We start from the raw sequence: 19,958 nt of genomic DNA on the forward strand, positions 1-19,958 counted from the left end.
GGATCACCGTCGGCCCGACATCGGCATAGGGCACGCGGACATATTGCGCCTGCCCACCGTCATAGCCGCCCGCGGTGTGCGAATAGCCGTAGATGCCGCCAACCGCAGTCGCCTGCGCGTTCGACTCGTGGCAGTTGCCGAACAGGCCCTGCTGGCAGAAATGACATTTGCCGCACGCGATGTTGAACGGCACCAGCACGTGATCGCCGACCTTCAGGTTGCGCACCTCTGGCCCGACTTCCTCGACGATGCCGCAGAACTCATGGCCGAAGGTCATGCCGACGCGGGTGTCGGGGACCATGCCGTGATAGAGATGCAGGTCCGATCCGCAGATGCACGACCGCGTCACCCGCACGATGGCATCCTCTGGATGCTCGATCTTGGGCATCGGCTTCTCGTCGACACGGACGCGGTACGGCCCGCGATAATTCATTGCCAACACGCTTCTTCTCCTGCGCTCGTTCGACGTCACGGTGACAAGAAGTTCGTGGGCGGCTTGGTTCCACAGATGTGGAGCAAACTAGTTGAGCCATGTAATTGATTGAAGTTAAACGGAACTTACCCGGGTAACACAGGTTCAAACGCTGCCATCCCATGGGAGAGATATGATGAAACTCATGACGACGATCGCGGCAGCGACGCTGATGTTCGGTTCCGCCGCAACCTCCGCGCAGACCCCGCCGCCGCCACCCCCCGCCGAAGCCAAGACGACGGCAACCGCCTATGTCCCTGCGGCCGGTGCCAGCGACCTGTTCGAGATAAACTCGAGCCAGATCGCGCTCGACAAGTCGCAGAACGCCGACGTGCGCAAGTTCGCATCGATGCTGATCAAGCACCACACCAAGACGACCGCCGCGACGATGAAGGCCGCCAAGAAGGCCGGCATGAACCCGCCGCCGCCCGCGCTCGATCCGGGCGCAACCGCCTCGATCAACGAGCTGCAAAGCGCCTCCCCGGCCGACTTCGATCGCGTTTATCTGACGCAGCAGATCCCGGCCCACCAGGCCGCGCTCGATCTGCACCAGAGCTACGCTTCGAATGGCGACCAGGCGCCGCTGCGGACGAGCGCAAAGGCCGCCGTGCCGATCGTGAAGCAGCACATCGCGGCGGCGACCAAGCTGCAGAGCGGCAGCAAGATGGGCGCGATGTCGGGCATGTAAGCCTCGACGCATAAAGCCTGTCATGCAGCGAGCCGTGCCTCACCAGGCGCGGCTCGTCTGCGTTTTGCTTGAACGTTATGCAAGAACGGGGTTGCGCTCGACGCGGCGACGGGCTGATGATCCGTAACATAAACGAGAGGGGATAAGCCGATGAAGAGGCTGCTGATACTTGCCGCGCTGTTGACCTGTAGCCAGGCGAACCCAGACCCGCACCGTCCCGCGCCGACCTATGACAAGGTCGCGCCGGCGCTGCCCACCGGCTTGAAGGGCGCGGTGCTGATCGTGTCCAAGACCAACGGCTGGCGGCACCTCGAACACCTGCCCCATTCCACCGCGGTGATCGCCGACATCGCCAAGCGCCTCGGCAAGCGCAGCTTTGCGACCGAGAACGCCGCCGTCTTCAACGACGCGCAACTGCGCCACTTCTCGGTCGTGGTGCTCAACAGCGCCAGCGGCGACTTCCTGACCCCGGACCAGCGCGACGCGTTCGCCCGCTTCGTCGCCGCGGGCGGCGGGGTGGTCGCGCTGCATGCCGCAGGCGACAACAGCCATGTCGCGCCCTGGTATGTCGACACTATCATCGGCACGCAGTTCACCGGCCACCCAGGAGGCGAGGACCAGTTCCAGAAGGCGAAGATCGTGATCGCCGAGCCGAAGCATCCGGTGATGTCGGGCGTCAAATTGCCCTGGTCGCCCCGCGACGAATGGTACAGCTTCTCGGGCAGCCCGGCCGCGAAGGGCATGCGCGTGCTCGCACGCATTGACGAGACGAGCTACCGGCCCGGCGCCAAGCTCACGATGGGCGATCACCCGGTGATCTGGTACAACCCGAATACCCGCGGCCGCGTCGTCTATTCGGCACTGGGCCACGATCCCGAGGCGTATGACGACGCCAACTATCGCCGCATCATCACCAACGCGATCCGCTGGGCGGCCCGCTAGGCCCCGAGCACCTCCCGCAGCATCAACGCGTCGCCGGCGGCCGCCGATGACGCGGTGTTGTCGAAGATGCACCAGCTAATCGCGGGATCGGCACGGATCGCCGTTGCGATCGGCTCCAGCGCATCGCGCTCATACGCCGACCGGTAGATGACCGGCGAACCGTGCAGCCGGTAGTAGCGCAGTCCCGGCCACCCGCCTGGCTGGTCGGCGAACGGGTGGCGCGCCGGATCCGTCGCGACCCGCGCGATCCGCCGCTCCGCCATCCATCCGTCGACCTCGGGCGCGAACCAGCTCGCATGCCGCGGCTCGCACGCAATCTCCCCGCCGAATTGCGCCTGCACTGCCAAGAAGAACGCGCCGAAGTCTTCGTCGAACCCGAGGCTGGGCGGGAGCTGCACCAGCACCACCGCCAACTTCGCCCCGAGCGGCGCGCATTGTTCGGCGAATGCGGCAAGGTCGCCGTCGCAATGGCGCAGCCGATGCTGATGAGTGATCAGCTTGGGCATTTTAATCGCGAACCGGAAATCGTCCGGCACCGCCTCCGCCCAGCGCAGATACGTTGCCGGTCGATGCGGGCGGTGGAACGACGAATTGATCTCGGCGCATTCAAGCAGTGCGGCATAGCGCTGCAAACTGGTCCCACCTTGGGGGAACCGGTCGCGCACCGCCGCCGGGATTGCCCAACCGGCCGTTCCGACCCGGTGCCTCATTGCATATCCTTCCCTTGCAGGGGCCGTTCGCGGATCATTCGCCGGCGCAGCGGATCCTTTCCGGCAGTACGCGTTATCCTCGACGATAGCTAAGCGCTCGCTGGAGAAGTCCGTTGCAATTCCTTGTCGCCGAAAGTGAAACGCCCGACGAGCGCGAGGCGCGGCGGGAGAGTGCGGGCAAGAGCTCGGGCGAGACCTACGCCGCGACGCTCGAACAGATGCGGCCGGGCTGCACGATCACCATCGTCGCGCCTGCCGACGAGGATCCGCTGCCGCTGACCCCCGACGAGATCGCCGCGTTCGATGCGGTCTTCGTCACTGGGTCGCCGCTTCACGTCTACGACGACACGCCCGAGGTGCGGCGACAGCTCGCCTTCATGCGCGCGGTGTTCGCGTCGGGTGTGCCCTCGTTCGGATCCTGCGCCGGGCTGCAACTGGCGGTCGTTGCCGCCGGCGGGCGGGTCCGCAAGATGGCGGACCGTCTGGAGGCGGGGATCGCACGCCGCATCGCCGCGACCGATACCGGCCGCACGCATCCGTTGCTCGCCGGCCGGCCCGCGGTGTGGGACGCGCCCGGCATCCATGGCGACGAGGTCGAGACACTGCCGCCCGACGCCGATCTGCTCGCCTCCAATGCGGTCACGCGCGTTCAGGCCGCCGAGATCCGCCATCAGGGCAGCGTCTTCTGGGGCGTGCAATATCATCCCGAACTCGCGATCGGCGAGATCGCAGCCGCCCTTCGCCGCCAATCGAAATCGTTGATCGAGTCCGGCCTCGCGCATGATGAAACCCAAGTCGAGATGCTGGCCGACCAGCTCGACCACCTGCACCGCGCGCCGGACGACCGGTCGCTGAAATGGCTGCTCGGGATCGACGATGAATTCGCGCGGGAGGACCGCCGCCGTACCGAGATCGGGAACTTCCTCGCCAATCTAGCGCTACTGCGAAGGAACGAGGAACATACCATGCCACAGACCCTAAGCGCCAGCTTCGACACACGACGCGAGGCAGAGATGACGATCGAACGGCTGGTGCAGGATCACGGGTTCGAACGCAGCGATATCTTCGTCGCGGCCGAAGGCGATGACAACAGCGCCGGCCTGGAGATCGCCGGCTCCGATCGCGAATCTGCGCAGCCCAGTCCCGAAACGCGCGACGATGCCGCTCTCGAAGGTCGCATCAAGGTGTCGGTCGACATCCAGGATGACGATCGCGCGGAAACCGTGCGCGCCGCCTTCGCCGAATTCGACGCCGAGCACGTCGACGTCGACTGATCGATCGTCCGGGCCGCAGGGCGCATGATTTTCGACGATCGCGCGGCACGTTAGTGAACATGCAGCGTTCCATCAGGAATGAAGCATCCGCGCGAAGCCCCTAATAGCATTAGCAGCTTCGCCTGGTGGCTGATCGTCGCGATGCTCGGCGCCTTCGTGCTGGTCTCGCACGGTGATCCGTTCACGCTGGATCGTTCCGGGGCCGTGGTGCCGTTTACGGGTGTTGCGACCCTTGGCCTTGCGATGTGGCTGGGTCATCGTCTTCACCGCCCGAGGCTGGCGCTGGCGAGCGAAGCCTTTCTCCAGATGACGCTCTTCACGATGCTCGGGGTCGTGCTCGCTTACGCGGTCGCGGCGCGCGGCGGCATGCTGTGGGACGACCGGCTCGCCGCTGCCGATCGCGCGCTGGGGGTCGACTGGCCCGGCCTTCGCGCGTTGCTCGATCGCCTGCCCCCGCTGGTCTGGCTGCTCGGGCTCGCCTATCACAGCCTCATCGTCCAGATGATCGTCGCGATCGTCGCGCTGAGCCATGCCGCGCGTGCGCCGATCCTCCGTATCACCGTCGGCGCGGCGATCCTGTCGGGGTTCGTGACGATCCTCGTGTCCGGCCTGTTCCCCGCAATGGGTAACCTGTTCGACCCCGCGAACTACCGACACCTCTGGCCATCGGTGGCGTGGCTCGAAACCGATCTGATCGGCGGTCTGCGCGCTGGATCGATTCGCGTCGTCGATCTCGGCGCGATGATGGGGATCGTCACCTTTCCGAGCTTCCACGCGACGCTGGCGCTGATATTCATCTGGGCGTTCGCTCACTTGCCGCGCTTCGCGGTGCCCGCGCAATGCTGGGCGGGGCTGACGATCGTCGCGACGCCGGTGTTCGGCGGCCACTACGCGGTCGACGTGCTCGCCGGGCTAGCCCTCGCCCCGCCCGCGATCATCCTGATGCGCCGCCTCGCACGCCCACGAACGGTAGCGAGTGCACTTGTCCGCGCCCCGGTGTAGGGTGACATCGTGAACGATGTATCAGCCCCCCGAACGCCGACCGGCCTCCTGCTCGCCGCCGCGATCGGTATCGCCTGGCTGGCGATCCACATCGGCGGGATCTTCTTCTGGACCTGGCGTGCGGAGCTGGTGCCGGTCGCGATCGTGCTGGTGCTGCTTCAGACCTGGCTTAGCACCGGACTGTTCATCGTCGCGCACGACTGCATGCACGGCTCGCTCGTGCCCGGCCACCGGCGCGCGAACGAGGTGATCGGCACGCTGTGCCTCGCCGCGTACGCGGGTCTCTCGTTCGGTGCCCTGCTACCCAAGCACCACGCGCACCACGCCGCGCCTGGCAGCCCCGACGATCCCGATTTCCACCCCGACGAGCCGCGCCGCGCGCTGCCGTGGTTCATCCGCTTCTTCACCGGCTATTACACCCACGGCCAGATCCTGCGTATCACGCTGGTCGCGAGCATCTACCTGCTGCTCGGTGCGTCGCTGATCGACATCGTCGTGTTCTGGGCGATCCCCGCGCTGCTCGCGCTGGTGCAGCTATTCGTGTTCGGCACCTATCTGCCCCACCGCCATGCTGACGAGCCCTTCGCGGATCGGCACCACGCGCGCAGCAACGGGCTCGGGCGCCTCGGCTCGTTGATCACCTGCTTCCACTTCGGCGGCTATCACCACGAACATCATCTGAGCCCCGGAACGCCCTGGTGGCGGCTGCCGACGCTACGCGAGGCGAAGGCGCCAGCGCCGCGCTGACCAGCTTCGCCGCATGGTCGGCACCCGCCTCACCCGCCATCTCGCCGCCAAGCCGCGATGCCGCCGCCCGATAGGACGGGTCGTTCAGCACGCTACGCAGCGCCGCCGCCAGCCTCGCCACGTTCAGCCGCCTTGGCGAGAGCCGCACGCCCGCGCCGACGTACGCCAGCCGTGCCGCGGTCGCGGGCTGCTCGAACGCGATCGGCACCGCGACGATCGGGATCCGCGCCGCCAAGGCGTCGAGCACGCTGTTGAAGCCGCCATGGAGCACCGCCGCGCTGCAGTGTCGCAGCAGCGCGGTCTGCGGCCAAAAGTCGCGGACCAGCGGATCGCCCGGCAGGCTGCTCGCCTCCGCCTCGGTCAGCCCGCCGCCATGCGCCACCACCGCACGCGCGCCGATCGCCGCACAAGCCGCCGTCATCATCGCGAACAGCCCCTTACGCGCACCCTGCAGGCTCCCCAGCGAACAGAAGATCAACGGCCTCTCGTCCACCGAGGGCCGCGCGATCTCCGCCTCTGGCAGCCGCCATGCCGATCCATACCGAAAAGCGACAGGCGCCGTCTGGCGCGGAAAGTCGAGACCGCGCGGGCATTGCGCGATCTGGAGAAGGTCGGAGAACTCGCCGTCATCGGCAAGTCCCCAGCGTTGCCGCCGTTCCGCGACGACGCGCGTGATCGGCCGCATGAGGACATCGGTGACCGAATAGCCGCCCGAGTTGCGAAACCGCCCCAGCGGACCCGGAATATACGGCCAGTCGACGAACGGCGGCGGAACGTCAGGCTCGCGGATCAGCGGCAACCCGGTGACGCTGGTCACCACCGGCAGGCCCAGGTGCCGCGCGACCGGCACGCCTGCGGCTTCGGCCGAGTCGGCGATCACCGCGTCGGCGCCGATCCGAGTCAGCGCCGCCGGAAGCTCGTCGAGCAGCTGCGCGGTCATCGCCGCGGTCGCCGCGATCATCCGGTTGACCCCGACCGGTCCGGTCGCTGCGGCAAGCTGCGCCAGATAGGCGGGTAGCAGCCCGGGTCGATCGCGCGGACCGCCCAGCGGCTCGAATCCAATCGGCGCGCGCGCCAGCATTCCGCGCGTTTCGGCGACATGCACCAGCGTCGCTCGGTGGCCACGCTCCTGCAGCGCGGCGCCTAGCGCAATAAGCGGATTGACGTGCCCCGGCGTCGGGGGCGCGACGATCGCGATATGCAAAGGGCGGGAGCTCGAGCGTGTCACTCGAAGCGAACGAGCTTGCGCGGGTTCGGTTCAGCGATGCGCGACGTTCTTATGCGCCGAGCGCGCGCCGCACCGCGCCGATCGAGCGACGCACGATCACCTGCACGCCCGCAGCGTTGGGATGCAGCCCGTCGGCCTGGATCAGCGACCGCCGCCCCGCGACCCCGTCGAGGAAGAAAGGATAAAGCGGCACCCGGTATTTTCGCGCGAGCGCGGGATACATCGCCTCGAACCCGCGAACATAGTCGGCGCCGAGATTGGGCGCGGCGCGCATCCCCATCAGCAGCACCGGAATTTGCCGCCGCCGCAATTCCGCCAGCACCGCATCGAGGTTCGCCTGCGCCTGCGCAGCCGGCAAGCCGCGGAGCATGTCGTTCGCACCCAGTTCGACGATCACCAGATCGGGCTTCACCTTCAATCCGCGCAATCCCCAGGCGAGCCGCGCGCGCGCCTGCGATGCGGTGTCCCCCGCCACCCCGCCATTGCGCACCGTCGCCGCGACACCCGACCGCCGCAGCGCCGCCTGCAACTGCGCCGTGAACCCCTGCGCCGGGGGCAACCCGTACCCCGCGACCAGGCTGTCGCCGAACGCCCAGACCAGCGGCGCACGCGGCGCCGCCATGGCGTCACTTGCGACGATCGCCGCGCATAGCATCGCGAGATGGACAACCACCCGGCGCAGTCCGTACCATGAGGCCAGTGACCATCGCTTCATCCCTGCCCGATAGCGCGTTGATCGACGTGCGCAACCTGTCCCTCTCGCTCGGCAACCCGCCGACCCGCATCGACATCCTTCGCGACATCGACCTGCAGGTCGCAGCCGGCGAGACGGTGGCGCTGCTCGGGCCGTCGGGCTCGGGCAAATCGTCGTTGATGGCGATCCTCGCCGGGCTGGAACGGCCGAGCGGAGGCGAGGTGCGGGTCGCGGGACTCGATGTCGGACGGCTCGACGAAGATGCGCTCGCGGTCGCACGGCGCGGGCGGATCGGCATCGTCCTGCAAGCCTTTCACCTGCTGCCCACGATGACCGCGATCGAGAACGTCGCGGTGCCGCTCGAGCTGGCGGGCGAGCGCGACGGCTTCGACGCCGCGCGGGCGGAACTCGAGGCGGTCGGCCTCGGCGCACGCACCACGCATTATCCCGCGCAACTCTCGGGCGGCGAGCAGCAACGCGTCGCGATCGCGCGTGCGCTGGTCGCTCGCCCGGCGCTGCTGTTCGCCGACGAGCCGACCGGCAATCTCGATGCGGCGACCGGTCGATCGATCATGGACATGTTGTTCGCGCGCCAAGCGGATCGCGGCACGACGCTGTTTGTGATCACCCACGATGCCTCGCTCGCGGCGCGGTGCGCGCGCGTCATCGAACTATCGGACGGGCGGATCGTCGCGGACAGGCGAACCGCGTGACGATCGCCTGGCGGCTGGCACTGCGGGATCTGCGACGTGGCGGAGGCGGGCTGATCCTGCTCGCCTTGTGCCTGTTCCTCGGCACCGCGGCGCTGGCGGGGATCGGCAGCCTGTCCGCCAGCCTGCTCGCCGCGCTCGATGCGCAGGGCCGGACGATCCTCGGCGGCGATGTCGAGCTGCGCGTATCGCAACGTCGCGCCACGGTGGAGGAACTCGCCGCCTTCTCGACAGCCGGCAAGCTGTCCGAAAGCGTGTCGATGCGCGCGATGGCGCACAGTGACGGCGGCGACGCGCTGGTCGATCTGCGCGCAGTCGATCGCGCATGGCCATTGTTGGGCCGATTGCGACTTGCTCCCGGCGCGTCCGCAGCACGGCCGACCGGCAAGCAGGTCGTGATCGCGCCCGCGCTTGCCGACCGCCTTCGCGTGAGGGTCGGCGGCACGATACGACTCGGCGCCGCGGATCTGCGGGTGATCGGGCTGATCGCCGACGAACCCGACCGCCTTGGCGCCGGCTTCGCGCTCGGCCCGCCGGTGATCGTCGACCTTGCCGGGCTCGATGCGACCCGGCTGGTCCAGCCGGGCAGCCTGTACGAGAGCCGCTACCGCCTGTTGCTCGCGCGCCCCGATCGTGCCGAGGTCACCGGCAAGCGTCTGGTGGCGCGCTTCCCCAATCAGGGTTGGTCGAGCCGCACCAGCGACCGAGCCGCGTCCGGCCTTCGGCGCGCGATCACGCAACTCGGCCAGTTCCTGCTGCTGGTCGGGCTTGCGGCGCTGGCGATCGCGGGGGTCGGCGTCGGCAGCGGAGTAGCCGCCTATCTCGGCGCAAAGACCCGGATCATCGCGACGCTGAAGGTGCTCGGCGCCCGATCGGGCACGATCGCGACCATCTTCCTGCTGCAACTCGGCATCGTCGCCTTCATCGGCATCGCGGCGGGGCTGTTGCTGGGCGCCGCGGTGCCATGGATCGTCGCCGCGGTCGCAGGCGACGCGCTGCCGGTGCCGCCGGCGCTGGCGCTCTACCCTGCCCCGCTCGCGACCGCCGCAGCGCTCGGCCTCCTTGCGGCGCTGCTGTTCGCGCTGCCCGCGCTGGCGCGGGCGCGCCGGGTGCCTGCGGCGACCCTGCTCCGCGATGTCGTCGGCAGCGCGACGCGGCCCTCGCGGCGGGTGATCGGCGCGATGCTGCTGCTGGTCGCCGCGATCATGGCCTTGGCGGTGCTGACCGCGTCGGACCGGACGCTCGCGCTCGGCTTCGTCGCCGCGGTGACCGCGCTGATCGTGCTGCTCTGGTGCCTCGGTGTCGCGATCCGCTACGGGCTCCAGCGCCTACCCCGGCCACGGCACCCGCTCGTCCGGCTCGCGATCACCAACCTCTACCGGCCCGGATCGCAGATCGACCGCCTCGTCGTCGCGCTCGGGCTCGGCTTCTCGCTGTTCGTCGCGCTCGCGGTGATCGACACGAGCCTGTCCGCCGAACTGCGGGACGCCGCCCCCGCCAAGGCGCCGCGCTTCTTCGCAATCGACCTGCAACCCGGCGACGCGGCGCGGTTCCGATCGACGATCACCGCGGCGGCACCGGGCACCCGGATCGAGGCGGTGCCGTCGCTGCGCGGCTCGATCACCGCGGTGAAGGATGTTCCCGTCGCTACCATGAAGACCGTGCCCGAGGCGGCATGGGTGCTGCGCGGCGACCGTACGCTGACCTGGTCCGCGACCGTCCCCCCGCGCAACATGGTGACCGCAGGCAGATGGTGGCCCGCCGACTACCAAGGGCCCCCGTTGGTCTCGATCGAGGACCGTGCCGCGGCCGCGCTGGGACTGCGGGTCGGTGATCGCATTACCGTCTCGGTGCTCGGCGTCGACATCCCCGCGCGGATCGCGGCGTTGCGCAAGATCGATTGGGGCGGGCTCGGGCTCAACTTCGCGATCGTCTTCTCGCCCGGCTATATCGAGGAAGCACCCTATTCGCTGCTCGCCTCGGTCTATTCGCCGGCGTCACGCGACGGCCTGATCGCGCGCCGGGTCGCGAGCGCCCTGCCATCGGTGACGATGATTCGCGTCGGCGACGTCATCGCCCAGATCGGCGACGTGCTCCGCCAGGTCGCGCTGGCGATCCGCGTCGCCGGCGCGGTCACCGTGGCGGCGGGGATCGCGGTGCTGGTCGGCGCGGTCGTCGCCTCCGGACGCGTGCGACGCTATGACGCCATCATCCTCAAGCTGCTGGGCGGAACCTCGCGCCAGGTGCTCGCGGTACAGGCAGCGGAATATGGGTTGCTGGCGCTGGTGCTGGGATCGGTCGCGGTCGCAATCGGCAGCGCGGCGGGCTGGTACGTCGTCGTCGAGGTCTTCGATCTCGGCTTCGCGCCCGATTGGGCAACTGTCGCGATGACGCTGGGCGCGGCGATGGCGATCACGCTTGCGATCGGCTTGATCGGCAGCCTACCCGCGCTCAGATCACGACCCGCGGCGATGCTCCGGGACCTTTGAGGAAGCGGACCACGCGATGACCGTAGAACCAGCGCCAGTGAAGATCGACCGCCTCGTCCGGATCATGGCCCGGCTGCGCGACCCGGAGACCGGGTGCGAATGGGACCGCGCACAAAGCTGGGCGACGATCGCGCCCTACACGATCGAGGAGGCCTATGAAGTCGCCGACGCGATCGCGCGCGATGACGCGGGCGATCTGGTCGACGAACTCGGCGACCTGCTGCTCCAGGTCGTGTTCCACGCGCGCATCGCCGAGGAAGCCGGCGCCTTCGCATTGGGCGATGTCGTCGCGGCGATCTGCGACAAGATGGAACGCCGCCACCCGCACATCTTCGGCGATGCTGCGACGAGCCCTGGCTGGGAGGCGATCAAGGCCGGTGAACGCGCCGCCAAGATCGACGAAAGCGCGCTCGCCGGCGTGGCGGTCGGGCTGCCCGCCCTGCTCCGCGCGGTGAAGTTGCAGAACCGCGCCGCGCGGGTCGGCTTCGACTGGCCCGATGCGAGCGGCCCGCGCGCCAAGATCGACGAGGAACTCGCCGAGATCGCCGACGCCCCGCCCGAAACCCTCGAGGAAGAAGTCGGCGACCTGCTGTTCGCGGTCGTCAACTGGGCCCGGCATCTCGGCATCGACCCGGAGGCCGCGCTGCGCAACGGCAACGCCAAATTCGAGAAGCGCTTCCGCGGCATGGAGGCGATCGCGGGCGACGCCTTCGCAGCGCTCGATCTCGACCAAAAGGAAGAGCTGTGGGCGGCGGTGAAGCGTGCGGGTGAGAAGGAGTGCTAGAGCGGAATGACTTTGCATCAATCAAATCCGTCATCCCCGCGCAGGCGGGGATCCATACTGGCTGGCTTCAGTATATAAGTCGCAACGCTTGCCAGTCTGGATCCCCGCCTGCGCGGGGATGACGAAGAAGTTGGCGAGTTCTACCTGAATTCAAGTGGCCCTATCGCTGCAGAAACCGCTCGTAATCGCGCTCTGCCAGCCGAACCTCATACTGGGTCTCAACCCCGTCCGGAGTCTGCCCGAGCACCTCGCCATGCGCGTGCAGCCAAGCCGCGCCCGCGCCGTCGCCCGCATCGAGCGTGATCCAGTAACGCCGATGTGCCTCGGTGAGCTTGCCCGCCACCTCGGTCAGCAGTCGGTCGACGCCCTCGCCGCTCAGCGCGGAGATCGCCACGACATCGTCGCGCCGCTCCGACTCAGCGACCATCGCGTCGTGACGATCACCGTCGAGCAGGTCCAGCTTGTTCCAGACCTCGAACCGCGGTGTCGTATCGGCGACCCCGATCTCGTTCAGCACCGCCTCGACATCGGCGCGCTGTGCCTCGGTATCCGGGTGCGCGATATCACGCACATGGACGAGCAGATCGGCCGAAACGACCTCCTCGAGCGTCGCCTTGAACGCCGCGACGAGCTGCGTCGGGAGGTCCGACACGAAGCCCACCGTGTCCGACAGGATCGCCTTGTCGATTCCCGGCAGAGAGATCTGGCGCAGCGTCGGATCCAACGTCGCGAACAACAGATCCTCCGCCATCACGTCCGCGCCGGTGAGGCGGTTGAACAGCGTCGACTTGCCCGCATTGGTGTAGCCGACCAGCGCGATGACCGGCCACGGCGCGCGTTGACGCCGCTCGCGATGCAGGCCGCGGGTGCGGCTGACCGAGTCGAGTTCGCGCCGCAACCGCGCCATGCGGTCGCGGATCAGCCGGCGATCGGCCTCGATCTGAGTTTCGCCGGGACCACCGAGGAAGCCGAAGCCGCCGCGCTGGCGTTCGAGATGGGTCCAGCTGCGCACCAGCCGCCCCGCCTGATAATCGAGATGCGCGAGTTCCACCTGCAGCCGCCCCTCGGCGGTCGCGGCGCGCTCGCCGAAAATCTCGAGGATCAGGCCGGTGCGATCGATCACCTTGGTACCGAGCGCGGTCTCGAGATTGCGCTGCTGCACCGGCGTCAGGCTGGCGTCGAATACGACCAAGGTCGCTTCCGCCATCCGCGCTGTCGCGGCGAGCTGCTCGACCTGCCCGCTGCCGATCAGCGTCGCGGGCTTGGGCGCGCGGACGCGGAATACCACCTTATCGCTGACGACAAGCCCGATCGCCGCGGCAAGGCCTGCGGTCTCCGCAAGCCGCGCGTCGGCATCGCGCGTGGCATCGCCCTGGTCGGGCAACACCACGATCGCATGCGCGCCACGTGCGACGTCGTCGCGGTCCCGATCAAATCCGCCGGTCAAGACTCCTCGACCTCCTCCTCGCCTGCATCCGACAGATTGAGCGGACGCGCGGGCTGGATCGTCGACACCGCGTGTTTGTAGACGAGCTGCGCCATACCCTCACGCTGCAACAACATGCAGAACAGGTCGAAGCCGGCGATCTGCCCCTGGAGCATCACGCCGTTGATCAGGAACATGGTCACCGAATCTTCGGACTTGCACACCGCGTTGAGGAAGATCTCCTGCAACAACGGCTGCTTGCGCGAAGGTTCTCCGACAGCGTCAACGATCGCGGCGATGTCCATCGGCCCTGACGGCATGATTGTCGAGATCGCGTGCTTGTAGATCAGCTGGCTCTGCCCGTCGCGACGCAACAGCACCGAGAAATTATCGAACCAGGTGACGATCCCCTGGAGCTTGACGCCCTTCACGAGGAACATCGTCACCGGGATTTTGCCGCGCCGGAGCGCGTTGAGGAAAAGGTCCTGAAGGGAGCCCTGCTTGTCGGCCATGTCGGTGGGCCTTTCGGTTCTTGGCAGGCCGTTCGCCCGCAGCGCGCCGGTTCCCGGCGTCGGATGGCAGCACGAAGTTCGCTGCCGTTGCGTAATCTATGGTGCCGGACCCGTTACGTCCAGATGCGCGACATCAATCCTCGCGCATGTCGGTGATCCCGAGCAGCTTCAGCTTCCGATGCAGCGCCGACCGCTCCATGCCGATAAAGCTCGCGGTGCGGCTGATGTTCCCCGAAAAACGCCGGATCTGGACCCGCAGATATTCCCGCTCGAACGTCTCGCGGGCCTCGCGCAGCGGCGCCCCCATGATCGTGCCGCCGGTGCCGCCCCCGATGTCGCCCTGGTCGCCGAGCACTTCGGCGGGCAGAAGATCAAGGTCGATGCGGCCGATCCGGTCGCCCGGTGCCAGGATGATCGTGCGTTCGACGACGTTGCGGAGCTGGCGGACATTGCCCGGCCAATCGTAGGATTGCAGCGCAACCATCGCATCCGCCGCGATTTCCGGTGTCGGGACGCGTCGTTCGGCGGCATAGTGCGCGATGAAATGCTCGACCAGCGCCGGAATGTCCTCGCGGCGATCGGCGAGCGATGGGATCATCACCGGCACGACGTTGAGACGGTAGTACAGGTCCTCGCGGAACCGCCCTGCAGCGATCTCGTCGTTGAGATCGCGTGCCGTGGCCGAGACGACCCGCACATCGACCTTCACGACCCGCGTGCCGCCGACGCGGGTGAAGCTCTGGTCGGTCAGCACCCGCAGGATGCGCGCCTGGGTCGCGATCGGCATGTCGGCGATCTCGTCGAGGAACAAGGTCCCGCCATGCGCCTGTTCGAGCATCCCCGGACGGACGAGATCGCCGCCCTCCTCGACCCCGAACAACTCCTCCTCGACGCGCTCCGGCGTCATCCGCGCCGCGCTGACGATGATGAACGGCGCCTGCGTCCGGTTGCTCCAGCCGTGGAGCAAGCGCGCCGCGACTTCCTTGCCGACCCCGGCGCCACCCATCACCAGCACCCGGCTGCCGGTCGCCGCGACCCGCTTCAGCGTCGCACGGACGCCGTTGATCGCGCCCGAACTTCCCGTCAGATCGCTCTCTCGCCCGGCATAGGCGCGCAACGACGCGACTTCGCGCCGCAGCCGCTCGGTCTCGGTCGCGCGCGCGACCATCAGCAACAGGCGCTCGGCCTCGAACGGCTTCTCGATGAAGTCGGCGGCACCACGCCGGATCGCCGCGACCGCGGTGTCGAGATTACCGTGCCCGGAGATCACCAGTACCGGGATCGACGGATCGCGCCGCTTGATCTCGTCGAGCAGCTCCAGCCCGTCCAGCCGCGAGCCTTGCAGCCAAACGTCGAGCAGCACCAGCGACGGCCGCCGCGTCGCGATCGCCTCCAGCGTCGCGTCGCTGTCCGCTGCGGAGCGCGTCTCATAGCCTTCGTCCTCAAGGACTCCGGTCACCAGTTCGCGAATGTCGCGTTCGTCGTCGACGACGAGGATATCGAGCGCCATCAGGTCATTGTCCGATTTCGAGTAAGTGCCGCCAGTTGGCCGTCGCCGATCGGCTCACGGTCGGTATCCCCCATGTCGAACGTCGCCAGCGTTCCCGCGTCGAAGCACATCCGCACCACGGCGCCCCCTCCCTCACGATCGAAGAAACTGATCGTACCAAGATGTTCTTCAACGATTTTCTTGACGATCGCGAGCCCCAGCCCGGTGCCACGTGCGCGCGTCGTCATGTACGGCTCGACGATCCGGTCGCGTTCGGCAGGCAAGCCGATACCGGTGTCCGCCACATCCACCGTTACCTGGTTGCCCTCTTGGTTCAGCGTCATCACGATCGTGCCGGCGACATCGCCTTTGCTTTCAATCGCTTCCACCGCATTCTTGACGATGTTGGTGAAAGCCTGGCCTAGCTGCCTGCGGTCGCACACCAGCACCGGACCCGGATCGTCATGGACCAGTTCGAACGCGATCCCCGAATGCGCGACCTCGTGGAGGAACATCGCCTGGCGCGCGATGTCGACGACCGACTCCTCGCGGAACACCGGTTTCGGCATGCGCGCGAAGGACGAGAACTCGTCGACCATCCGGCGCAAATCGCCGACCTGGCGGACGATCGTGTCGGTCAGCCGCGCGAACGTGGTGTCGTCGGGATCGATCTTGCTGCCATATCGCCGCTGCAGACGCTCGGCGGCAAGCTGGATCGGGGTGAGCGGATTCTTGATCTCGTGCGCGATCCGCCTCGCCACGTCGGACCAGGCGGCACGGCGCTGGTCGAGCACCTGCTGGGTGATGTCGTCGAAGGTCAGGATCGGCCCAGCGTCGGTCCGCGCGATCCGCACCGCCAGCGTGCGGGTGTCCGACGACCGCGAGACCTGGACGATCGCCTCACGGTCCCGCCCGGCGACGAGTTCCGCCAGTTCCGGGGCCACCGCGGCCAGCCGGTGCCCGACGAGCCCGTCGACCTCGGTCCCGATCAGCGACGTCGCCGACTGATTGGCGAGCCGGATCGTGCCGTCGCCCGCGGTCGCGATCACCCCCGCCGAAACCCCCGCCATCACCGCCTCGATCAACGCGCGGCGGTTTTCGAGCTGGTCGTTGGCGGTGACGAGCTCGGTATTCTGCTCCTCCAGCCTGATCGTCATCTGGTTGAACGCCTTGGCGAGCGTCCCGACCTCATCGCGGCTGCGCGGATCGGGCACGCGCGCGCGCAGATCCCCGCCGGCCACCCGCCGCGCCGCCGCGACCAGTTCCTCGACCGGCCGGACCAGCCGATCGGCGACCGCAAGCGCGATCCATACCGAGATGCCGACGATGAAGAGCGACACGAACAGCAGCGCCGCGTTGAACTGGAGCTGGAGACTGCGCGCGCGGGCCAGCAGCGCGCGGTAATCGGTGACGATCGCCTCCGCGCGCGCGGTCTGCACGGTCATCCGCTTCGTATCCTCGACCCGCGCCGCATAGAGGTAGAGCTGGTCGGAGCCGGGGAGAGCGGTGAGCGTCTGGATCCGGTCGCCGGTCACCGTGACGATACTGCGCCGCCCGGATTTCAGCCGCGCGATCGCCGCGGGGGTCACCTGTTTCGACAGGTCGATCGCATAGGGGTTCACGATCGCCATCGTCTGGATGCCGCTCTTCGGCGACACCGCGAACAGCGCGCCTTCGGACAGGCTGCGGTAATAGACCTGCTGGAAGAAGAACGACGCGAAGCGCGGGTCGATCGAATTGTCGCGCAGATACACCGACATGTCGTCGGCCATCGTCACCGTCGCCTCCTCCCAGCGCCGCAATTGCTGGTCGTAGGAGGTGCGCGCCAGCACGGTCGCGTTTTCGAGCATCCCGCGCGCACGATCCGAATACCAGAATTGCACGCCGTACTGAAATAGTAGCGAGGCGAAGATCGCCACCAGCAGCATCGGCACCGCCGCGACGATCGAGAACAGCCCGACCAGCCGCACATGCAGCCGCCCGCCCCCACCGATCGCCGATCGCGCCGCGCGGCGCATCGCGACCCGGCGGCCGAGCAGCATCATCAGCGCAACGCCCGAGACGAGGTTGGCGACGAGGATCAGCGCCACCACCGGGGGCGGGATCAGCCGCTGCGGCGAATTCTGGTTGACGATGACGAGATAGCTGGTGATCGCGACGACGATCGCGATGGCGACGACCAGCGCTTCGACGGCGGGGGTAATCGCGAACCGGCGGCTTTGCTCTTCAGCGCCTAAATCTGGCGTCGGCGACGCAATCATCGCCATCTCCGTACAACGTGGATTGTTGCACGGAAACCACATAATTGCGCAAAGCTCAGCGTCGCTCGCTCCCATCGTCCCCGGTGACGACAATTCCGAGCGTGTCGAGGCGCTTGCGAAGCGTGTTGCGGTTGATGCCAAGGGCACGTGCCGCGCGCAGCTGATTATGGCCGTGGCGCGCGAGCATCATCTCGATCAACGGACGCTCGACTTCGCCGATCACCCGTTCGTACAGCGTGCCGTCCTCCAGTGCGCCGCTGCGCTCGCCGCCGATCCGGTCGACCAGGTGGCGAACCGCGGCGGCAATACCGGGATCGGGCACCTCGCTCGCCACCGCACGACCGCCGAGAAGCGCGTGGATCGCGGGTGCGTCGATCACCTCGTCGCGGGCGAGCACCGCCAGCCGGCGCATCAGGTTCTCGAGCTCGCGGACGTTGCCCGGCCAGTCGTGCGCGGCGAGCGCCGCCATGGCGTCATCGGCGAGTTCACGGCGCGGCAGGCCCTGCGCGGCGGCATGCTCCAGGAAATGCGGCGCGAGCAGCGCCACGTCCTGCCGCCGGTCGCGGAGCGCGGGCAACGCGATCGGAACGACGTTCAGCCGGTAGAACAAATCCTCGCGGAACAGCCCCGCCGCAACCTGCACCGCCAGATCGCGGTTGGTCGCGGCGACGATCCGCACGTCGCTACGGATCGTCCGCGCGCCGCCGACGCTGGTGAATTCGCCCGATTGCAGCACCCGCAACAACCGCGTCTGCGCCTCCATCGGCATGTCGCCGATTTCGTCGAGGAACAGCGTCCCCCCCTCGGCCTGTTCGAAGCGCCCGGCGTTGCGCTGCGCCGCGCCGGTGAAGGCGCCGCGTTCATGCCCGAACAGCTCGGCCTCGATCAGCTCGCGCGGGATCGCGGCCATGTTGATCGCCACGAACGGTGCCTGCGCGCGGTGGCCCAGATCGTGGATCGCCCGCGCGACCAGTTCCTTGCCAGTCCCCGATTCGCCCGAGATCAGCACGGTGAGGTCGTTCGACACCACCCGCGCGATCACCCGGTAGACATTCTGCATCGCCGGCGACCGCCCGATCAACGGCAGCGCGTGATCTTCGCTTATCGGCAGCGACGCCGACACAGATCCCCGCGCCAGCGCCCCCGACACCGCGCGGGTGAGATCGTCGAGGTCGAACGGTTTGGGCAGGTATTCGTACGCGCCGACCTCCGCCGCCCGGACCGCGGTGGTCAGCGTGTTCTGCGCCGACAGGATGATGATCGGCAGCGTCGGCATCCGCGCGGTGATCTCCGCCATCCGCGCGATGCCGTCGCCGTCGGGCAAGACGACGTCGCTGATCAGCACGTCGGGGATGCTGGTCGCCAGCGCGCGGTCGAGCTGCGCGAGCGTCTCGGCGGTGCTGACCTCATGCCCTGCGCGGCGCAGCGCCTGCGCGACCACGGTGCGGATCGCGCCATCGTCGTCGACGACGAGCACGCGGCTCACGGCGCGGCACGCGGCAGGAGGAGGCGGAGGACGGTCATCTCGGGTGATCCTTCGCGGGCATATTGAACGATTCCGCCCATGTCGCGGGTCAGCTTGTCGACGAGCGCGAGGCCGAGCCCCTGCCCTTCGCGACGGCCCGACACGAACGGGTTGAACAGGTGATCGACGATCTCGGGCGGCGCGCCCGGCCCGGTATCGATCACGCAGATCTCGATCGGCAGCGGCACCCGCGGCCGCCCCGGACCGGCACTGACCGACATGCCGTGGCGATAGGCGGTGGCCAGGATGATCCGGGGTTTCGTCACGGATCGAACGGCTTCGCGCGCATTCTTCAGCAGGTTGATGACGATCTGCAGGACGGCGTCGCGGTTGACCGTCGCAGGGGGAAGCGAGGGATCGAAGCGTTCTTCGATGACGATGCCCCGCGCGAAGCCCGCCAGCGCCACGCTGCGGGCGTGATCGAGCAGCGGGTAGATGTTCTCGGCGGTCAGCGGCAGCGGTCGGGTGTCGCTGAAATCCTGCATCCGGTCGATCAGTGCCGCGATCCGATCGACCTCGGTGACGATCAGGTTGGTGAGTTCACCCGCGCCGATCAACTGCGCCGCGCCGCGAATCCCCGATAGCGGGTTCTTGATCTCATGCGCCAGCATCGCCGCCGCGCCCACCGCGGCCCGCGCCCCCCCGGCACGATCCGCGGCATGTCCCAGCCCGCGCGATCCCGCGGCGGAGTGAAGCGAGATGGTGCGCCAGCCCGGATGGTCGGCGATCATCGCCTCGACGAAATCGACGCGGATCTTGCCGCGCGAAGTCGCGATCTCGGTATCGTACACCGCGACGCCCTGCCCGTCGCGGCGATCGTTGGCAGTCGGCGGCGGCAGGATCGCGTGCAGCGGTTGCCCGGTCATCACCCGTTCGGACAGGTTCAACAGTTCCTCGGCAAGGCTGTTGGCGTGCGCGATGCGATCGTCCGGATCGACCACGAGCACCGCGACCGGCAGGGCGGCGAACAACTCCGCGAAGCCGGGGCGTCCCGCGACCATCCGG

The 19,958-nt window shown here is 68.0% G+C and carries 18 protein-coding genes; 8 read left to right on the forward strand and 10 right to left on the reverse strand.

What is annotated here, in order from left to right:
* A partial coding sequence (locus ACFE77_RS03185) for an alcohol dehydrogenase catalytic domain-containing protein (RefSeq protein ID WP_375420277.1) occupies positions 1 to 433 on the reverse strand: 433 nt, incomplete at its 3' end.
* Between the two features lie 175 nt (positions 434 to 608).
* Between ACFE77_RS03185 and ACFE77_RS03190 the strand changes: the two genes are divergently transcribed.
* Together ACFE77_RS03190 and ACFE77_RS03195 are read left to right on the forward strand one after the other, a co-directional pair.
* Positions 609 to 1,160, forward strand: a complete 552-nt coding sequence (locus tag ACFE77_RS03190) for a DUF4142 domain-containing protein (RefSeq protein WP_375420182.1) — start codon at positions 609 to 611, stop codon at positions 1,158 to 1,160.
* A gap of 150 nt (positions 1,161 to 1,310) precedes the next feature.
* Positions 1,311 to 2,102, forward strand: a complete 792-nt coding sequence (locus tag ACFE77_RS03195) for a ThuA domain-containing protein (protein ID WP_375420183.1) — start codon at positions 1,311 to 1,313, stop codon at positions 2,100 to 2,102.
* On the opposite strand, the gene ACFE77_RS03200 is transcribed toward ACFE77_RS03195, so the two are convergent.
* On the reverse strand, positions 2,099 to 2,812 hold the full coding sequence (locus tag ACFE77_RS03200) for a DUF72 domain-containing protein (protein WP_375420184.1): 714 nt from the start codon (positions 2,810 to 2,812) through the stop codon (positions 2,099 to 2,101). The two genes, ACFE77_RS03195 and ACFE77_RS03200, sit on opposite strands and share 4 nt — an antisense overlap.
* Before the next feature lie 113 nt (positions 2,813 to 2,925).
* Between ACFE77_RS03200 and ACFE77_RS03205 the strand changes: the two genes are divergently transcribed.
* From ACFE77_RS03205 to ACFE77_RS03215, 3 genes are all read left to right on the forward strand, one after another.
* Positions 2,926 to 4,086, forward strand: coding sequence for a type 1 glutamine amidotransferase (locus ACFE77_RS03205; RefSeq protein ID WP_375420185.1), 1,161 nt, complete (start codon positions 2,926 to 2,928; stop codon positions 4,084 to 4,086).
* Positions 4,087 to 4,164: 78 nt separating this feature from the next.
* Positions 4,165 to 5,088, forward strand: a complete 924-nt coding sequence (locus tag ACFE77_RS03210; protein ID WP_375420186.1) for a phosphatase PAP2 family protein — start codon at positions 4,165 to 4,167, stop codon at positions 5,086 to 5,088.
* Between the two features lie 9 nt (positions 5,089 to 5,097).
* Positions 5,098 to 5,835: a fatty acid desaturase gene (locus tag ACFE77_RS03215; RefSeq protein ID WP_375420187.1), complete on the forward strand. Its 738-nt coding sequence runs from the start codon at positions 5,098 to 5,100 to the stop codon at positions 5,833 to 5,835.
* Here ACFE77_RS03215 and ACFE77_RS03220 read toward each other — a convergent pair.
* On the reverse strand, positions 5,726 to 7,039 hold the full coding sequence (locus tag ACFE77_RS03220; RefSeq protein WP_375420188.1) for a glycosyltransferase: 1,314 nt from the start codon (positions 7,037 to 7,039) through the stop codon (positions 5,726 to 5,728). The two genes, ACFE77_RS03215 and ACFE77_RS03220, sit on opposite strands and share 110 nt — an antisense overlap.
* A 73-nt stretch (positions 7,040 to 7,112) precedes the next feature.
* Positions 7,113 to 7,718 carry an arylesterase gene (locus ACFE77_RS03225; RefSeq protein ID WP_375420278.1) on the reverse strand — a complete coding sequence of 202 codons (606 nt, stop codon included), beginning with the start codon at positions 7,716 to 7,718 and terminating at the stop codon, positions 7,113 to 7,115.
* 35 nt (positions 7,719 to 7,753) lie between these two features.
* On the opposite strand from ACFE77_RS03225, the gene ACFE77_RS03230 reads away from it, so the two are divergent.
* From ACFE77_RS03230 to mazG, 3 genes are read left to right on the forward strand one after another with little or no spacing between them, the layout of a single operon-like run.
* Positions 7,754 to 8,470: an ABC transporter ATP-binding protein gene (locus ACFE77_RS03230; RefSeq protein ID WP_375420189.1), complete on the forward strand. Its 717-nt coding sequence runs from the start codon at positions 7,754 to 7,756 to the stop codon at positions 8,468 to 8,470.
* Positions 8,467 to 10,956: an ABC transporter permease gene (locus ACFE77_RS03235; RefSeq protein ID WP_375420190.1), complete on the forward strand. Its 2,490-nt coding sequence runs from the start codon at positions 8,467 to 8,469 to the stop codon at positions 10,954 to 10,956. The genes ACFE77_RS03230 and ACFE77_RS03235 overlap by 4 nt, the downstream gene beginning before the upstream one ends.
* A gap of 16 nt (positions 10,957 to 10,972) precedes the next feature.
* Positions 10,973 to 11,740 (forward strand): nucleoside triphosphate pyrophosphohydrolase, encoded by a 768-nt coding sequence (mazG, locus tag ACFE77_RS03240; protein ID WP_375420191.1) that lies wholly within the window; start codon positions 10,973 to 10,975, stop codon positions 11,738 to 11,740.
* Positions 11,741 to 11,900: 160 nt separating this feature from the next.
* Here mazG and hflX read toward each other — a convergent pair whose 3' ends face one another.
* The 6 genes from hflX to ACFE77_RS03270 all read right to left on the reverse strand — a co-directional run bounded on the left by hflX (position 11,901) and on the right by ACFE77_RS03270 (position 19,954).
* Positions 11,901 to 13,187, reverse strand: a complete 1,287-nt coding sequence (gene hflX / locus ACFE77_RS03245; RefSeq protein WP_375420192.1) for a GTPase HflX — start codon at positions 13,185 to 13,187, stop codon at positions 11,901 to 11,903.
* On the reverse strand, positions 13,184 to 13,720 hold the full coding sequence (gene hfq / locus ACFE77_RS03250; protein WP_375420279.1) for an RNA chaperone Hfq: 537 nt from the start codon (positions 13,718 to 13,720) through the stop codon (positions 13,184 to 13,186). The genes hflX and hfq overlap by 4 nt, the downstream gene beginning before the upstream one ends.
* Before the next feature lie 91 nt (positions 13,721 to 13,811).
* Positions 13,812 to 15,188: a sigma-54-dependent transcriptional regulator gene (locus ACFE77_RS03255; protein ID WP_375420193.1), complete on the reverse strand. Its 1,377-nt coding sequence runs from the start codon at positions 15,186 to 15,188 to the stop codon at positions 13,812 to 13,814.
* Positions 15,188 to 17,428 carry an ATP-binding protein gene (locus tag ACFE77_RS03260; RefSeq protein ID WP_375420194.1) on the reverse strand — a complete coding sequence of 747 codons (2,241 nt, stop codon included), beginning with the start codon at positions 17,426 to 17,428 and terminating at the stop codon, positions 15,188 to 15,190. Before ACFE77_RS03260 ends, ACFE77_RS03255 begins: the two co-directional genes overlap by 1 nt.
* A 55-nt stretch (positions 17,429 to 17,483) precedes the next feature.
* Positions 17,484 to 18,914: a nitrogen regulation protein NR(I) gene (gene ntrC, locus ACFE77_RS03265; RefSeq protein WP_375420195.1), complete on the reverse strand. Its 1,431-nt coding sequence runs from the start codon at positions 18,912 to 18,914 to the stop codon at positions 17,484 to 17,486.
* Complete coding sequence (locus tag ACFE77_RS03270) at positions 18,911 to 19,954, reverse strand: nitrogen regulation protein NR(II) (protein WP_375420196.1); 1,044 nt, start codon at positions 19,952 to 19,954, stop codon at positions 18,911 to 18,913. The genes ntrC and ACFE77_RS03270 overlap by 4 nt, the downstream gene beginning before the upstream one ends.
* Positions 19,955 to 19,958 lie beyond the last annotated feature (4 nt).

The organism is uncultured Sphingomonas sp., from assembly GCF_964243315.1.
In the GTDB taxonomy this organism is placed as follows: domain Bacteria; phylum Pseudomonadota; class Alphaproteobacteria; order Sphingomonadales; family Sphingomonadaceae; genus Sphingomonas.

Excerpts from the sequence above, each read along its gene's own strand:
- ACFE77_RS03190 (WP_375420182.1), top strand. The coding sequence starts at position 609 with ATGAAACTCATGACGACGATCGCGGCAGCGACGCTGATGTTCGGTTCC.
- ACFE77_RS03195 (WP_375420183.1), top strand. The coding sequence starts at position 1,311 with ATGAAGAGGCTGCTGATACTTGCCGCGCTGTTGACCTGTAGCCAGGCG.
- ACFE77_RS03200 (WP_375420184.1), bottom strand. The coding sequence starts at position 2,812 with ATGAGGCACCGGGTCGGAACGGCCGGTTGGGCAATCCCGGCGGCGGTG.
- ACFE77_RS03210 (WP_375420186.1), top strand. The coding sequence starts at position 4,165 with ATGAAGCATCCGCGCGAAGCCCCTAATAGCATTAGCAGCTTCGCCTGG.
- ACFE77_RS03225 (WP_375420278.1), bottom strand. The coding sequence starts at position 7,718 with ATGCTATGCGCGGCGATCGTCGCAAGTGACGCCATGGCGGCGCCGCGT.
- ACFE77_RS03230 (WP_375420189.1), top strand. The coding sequence starts at position 7,754 with ATGAGGCCAGTGACCATCGCTTCATCCCTGCCCGATAGCGCGTTGATC.
- mazG (WP_375420191.1), top strand. The coding sequence starts at position 10,973 with ATGACCGTAGAACCAGCGCCAGTGAAGATCGACCGCCTCGTCCGGATC.
- ACFE77_RS03255 (WP_375420193.1), bottom strand. The coding sequence starts at position 15,188 with ATGGCGCTCGATATCCTCGTCGTCGACGACGAACGCGACATTCGCGAA.
- ACFE77_RS03260 (WP_375420194.1), bottom strand. The coding sequence starts at position 17,428 with ATGATTGCGTCGCCGACGCCAGATTTAGGCGCTGAAGAGCAAAGCCGC.
- ACFE77_RS03270 (WP_375420196.1), bottom strand. The coding sequence starts at position 19,954 with ATGGTCGCGGGACGCCCCGGCTTCGCGGAGTTGTTCGCCGCCCTGCCG.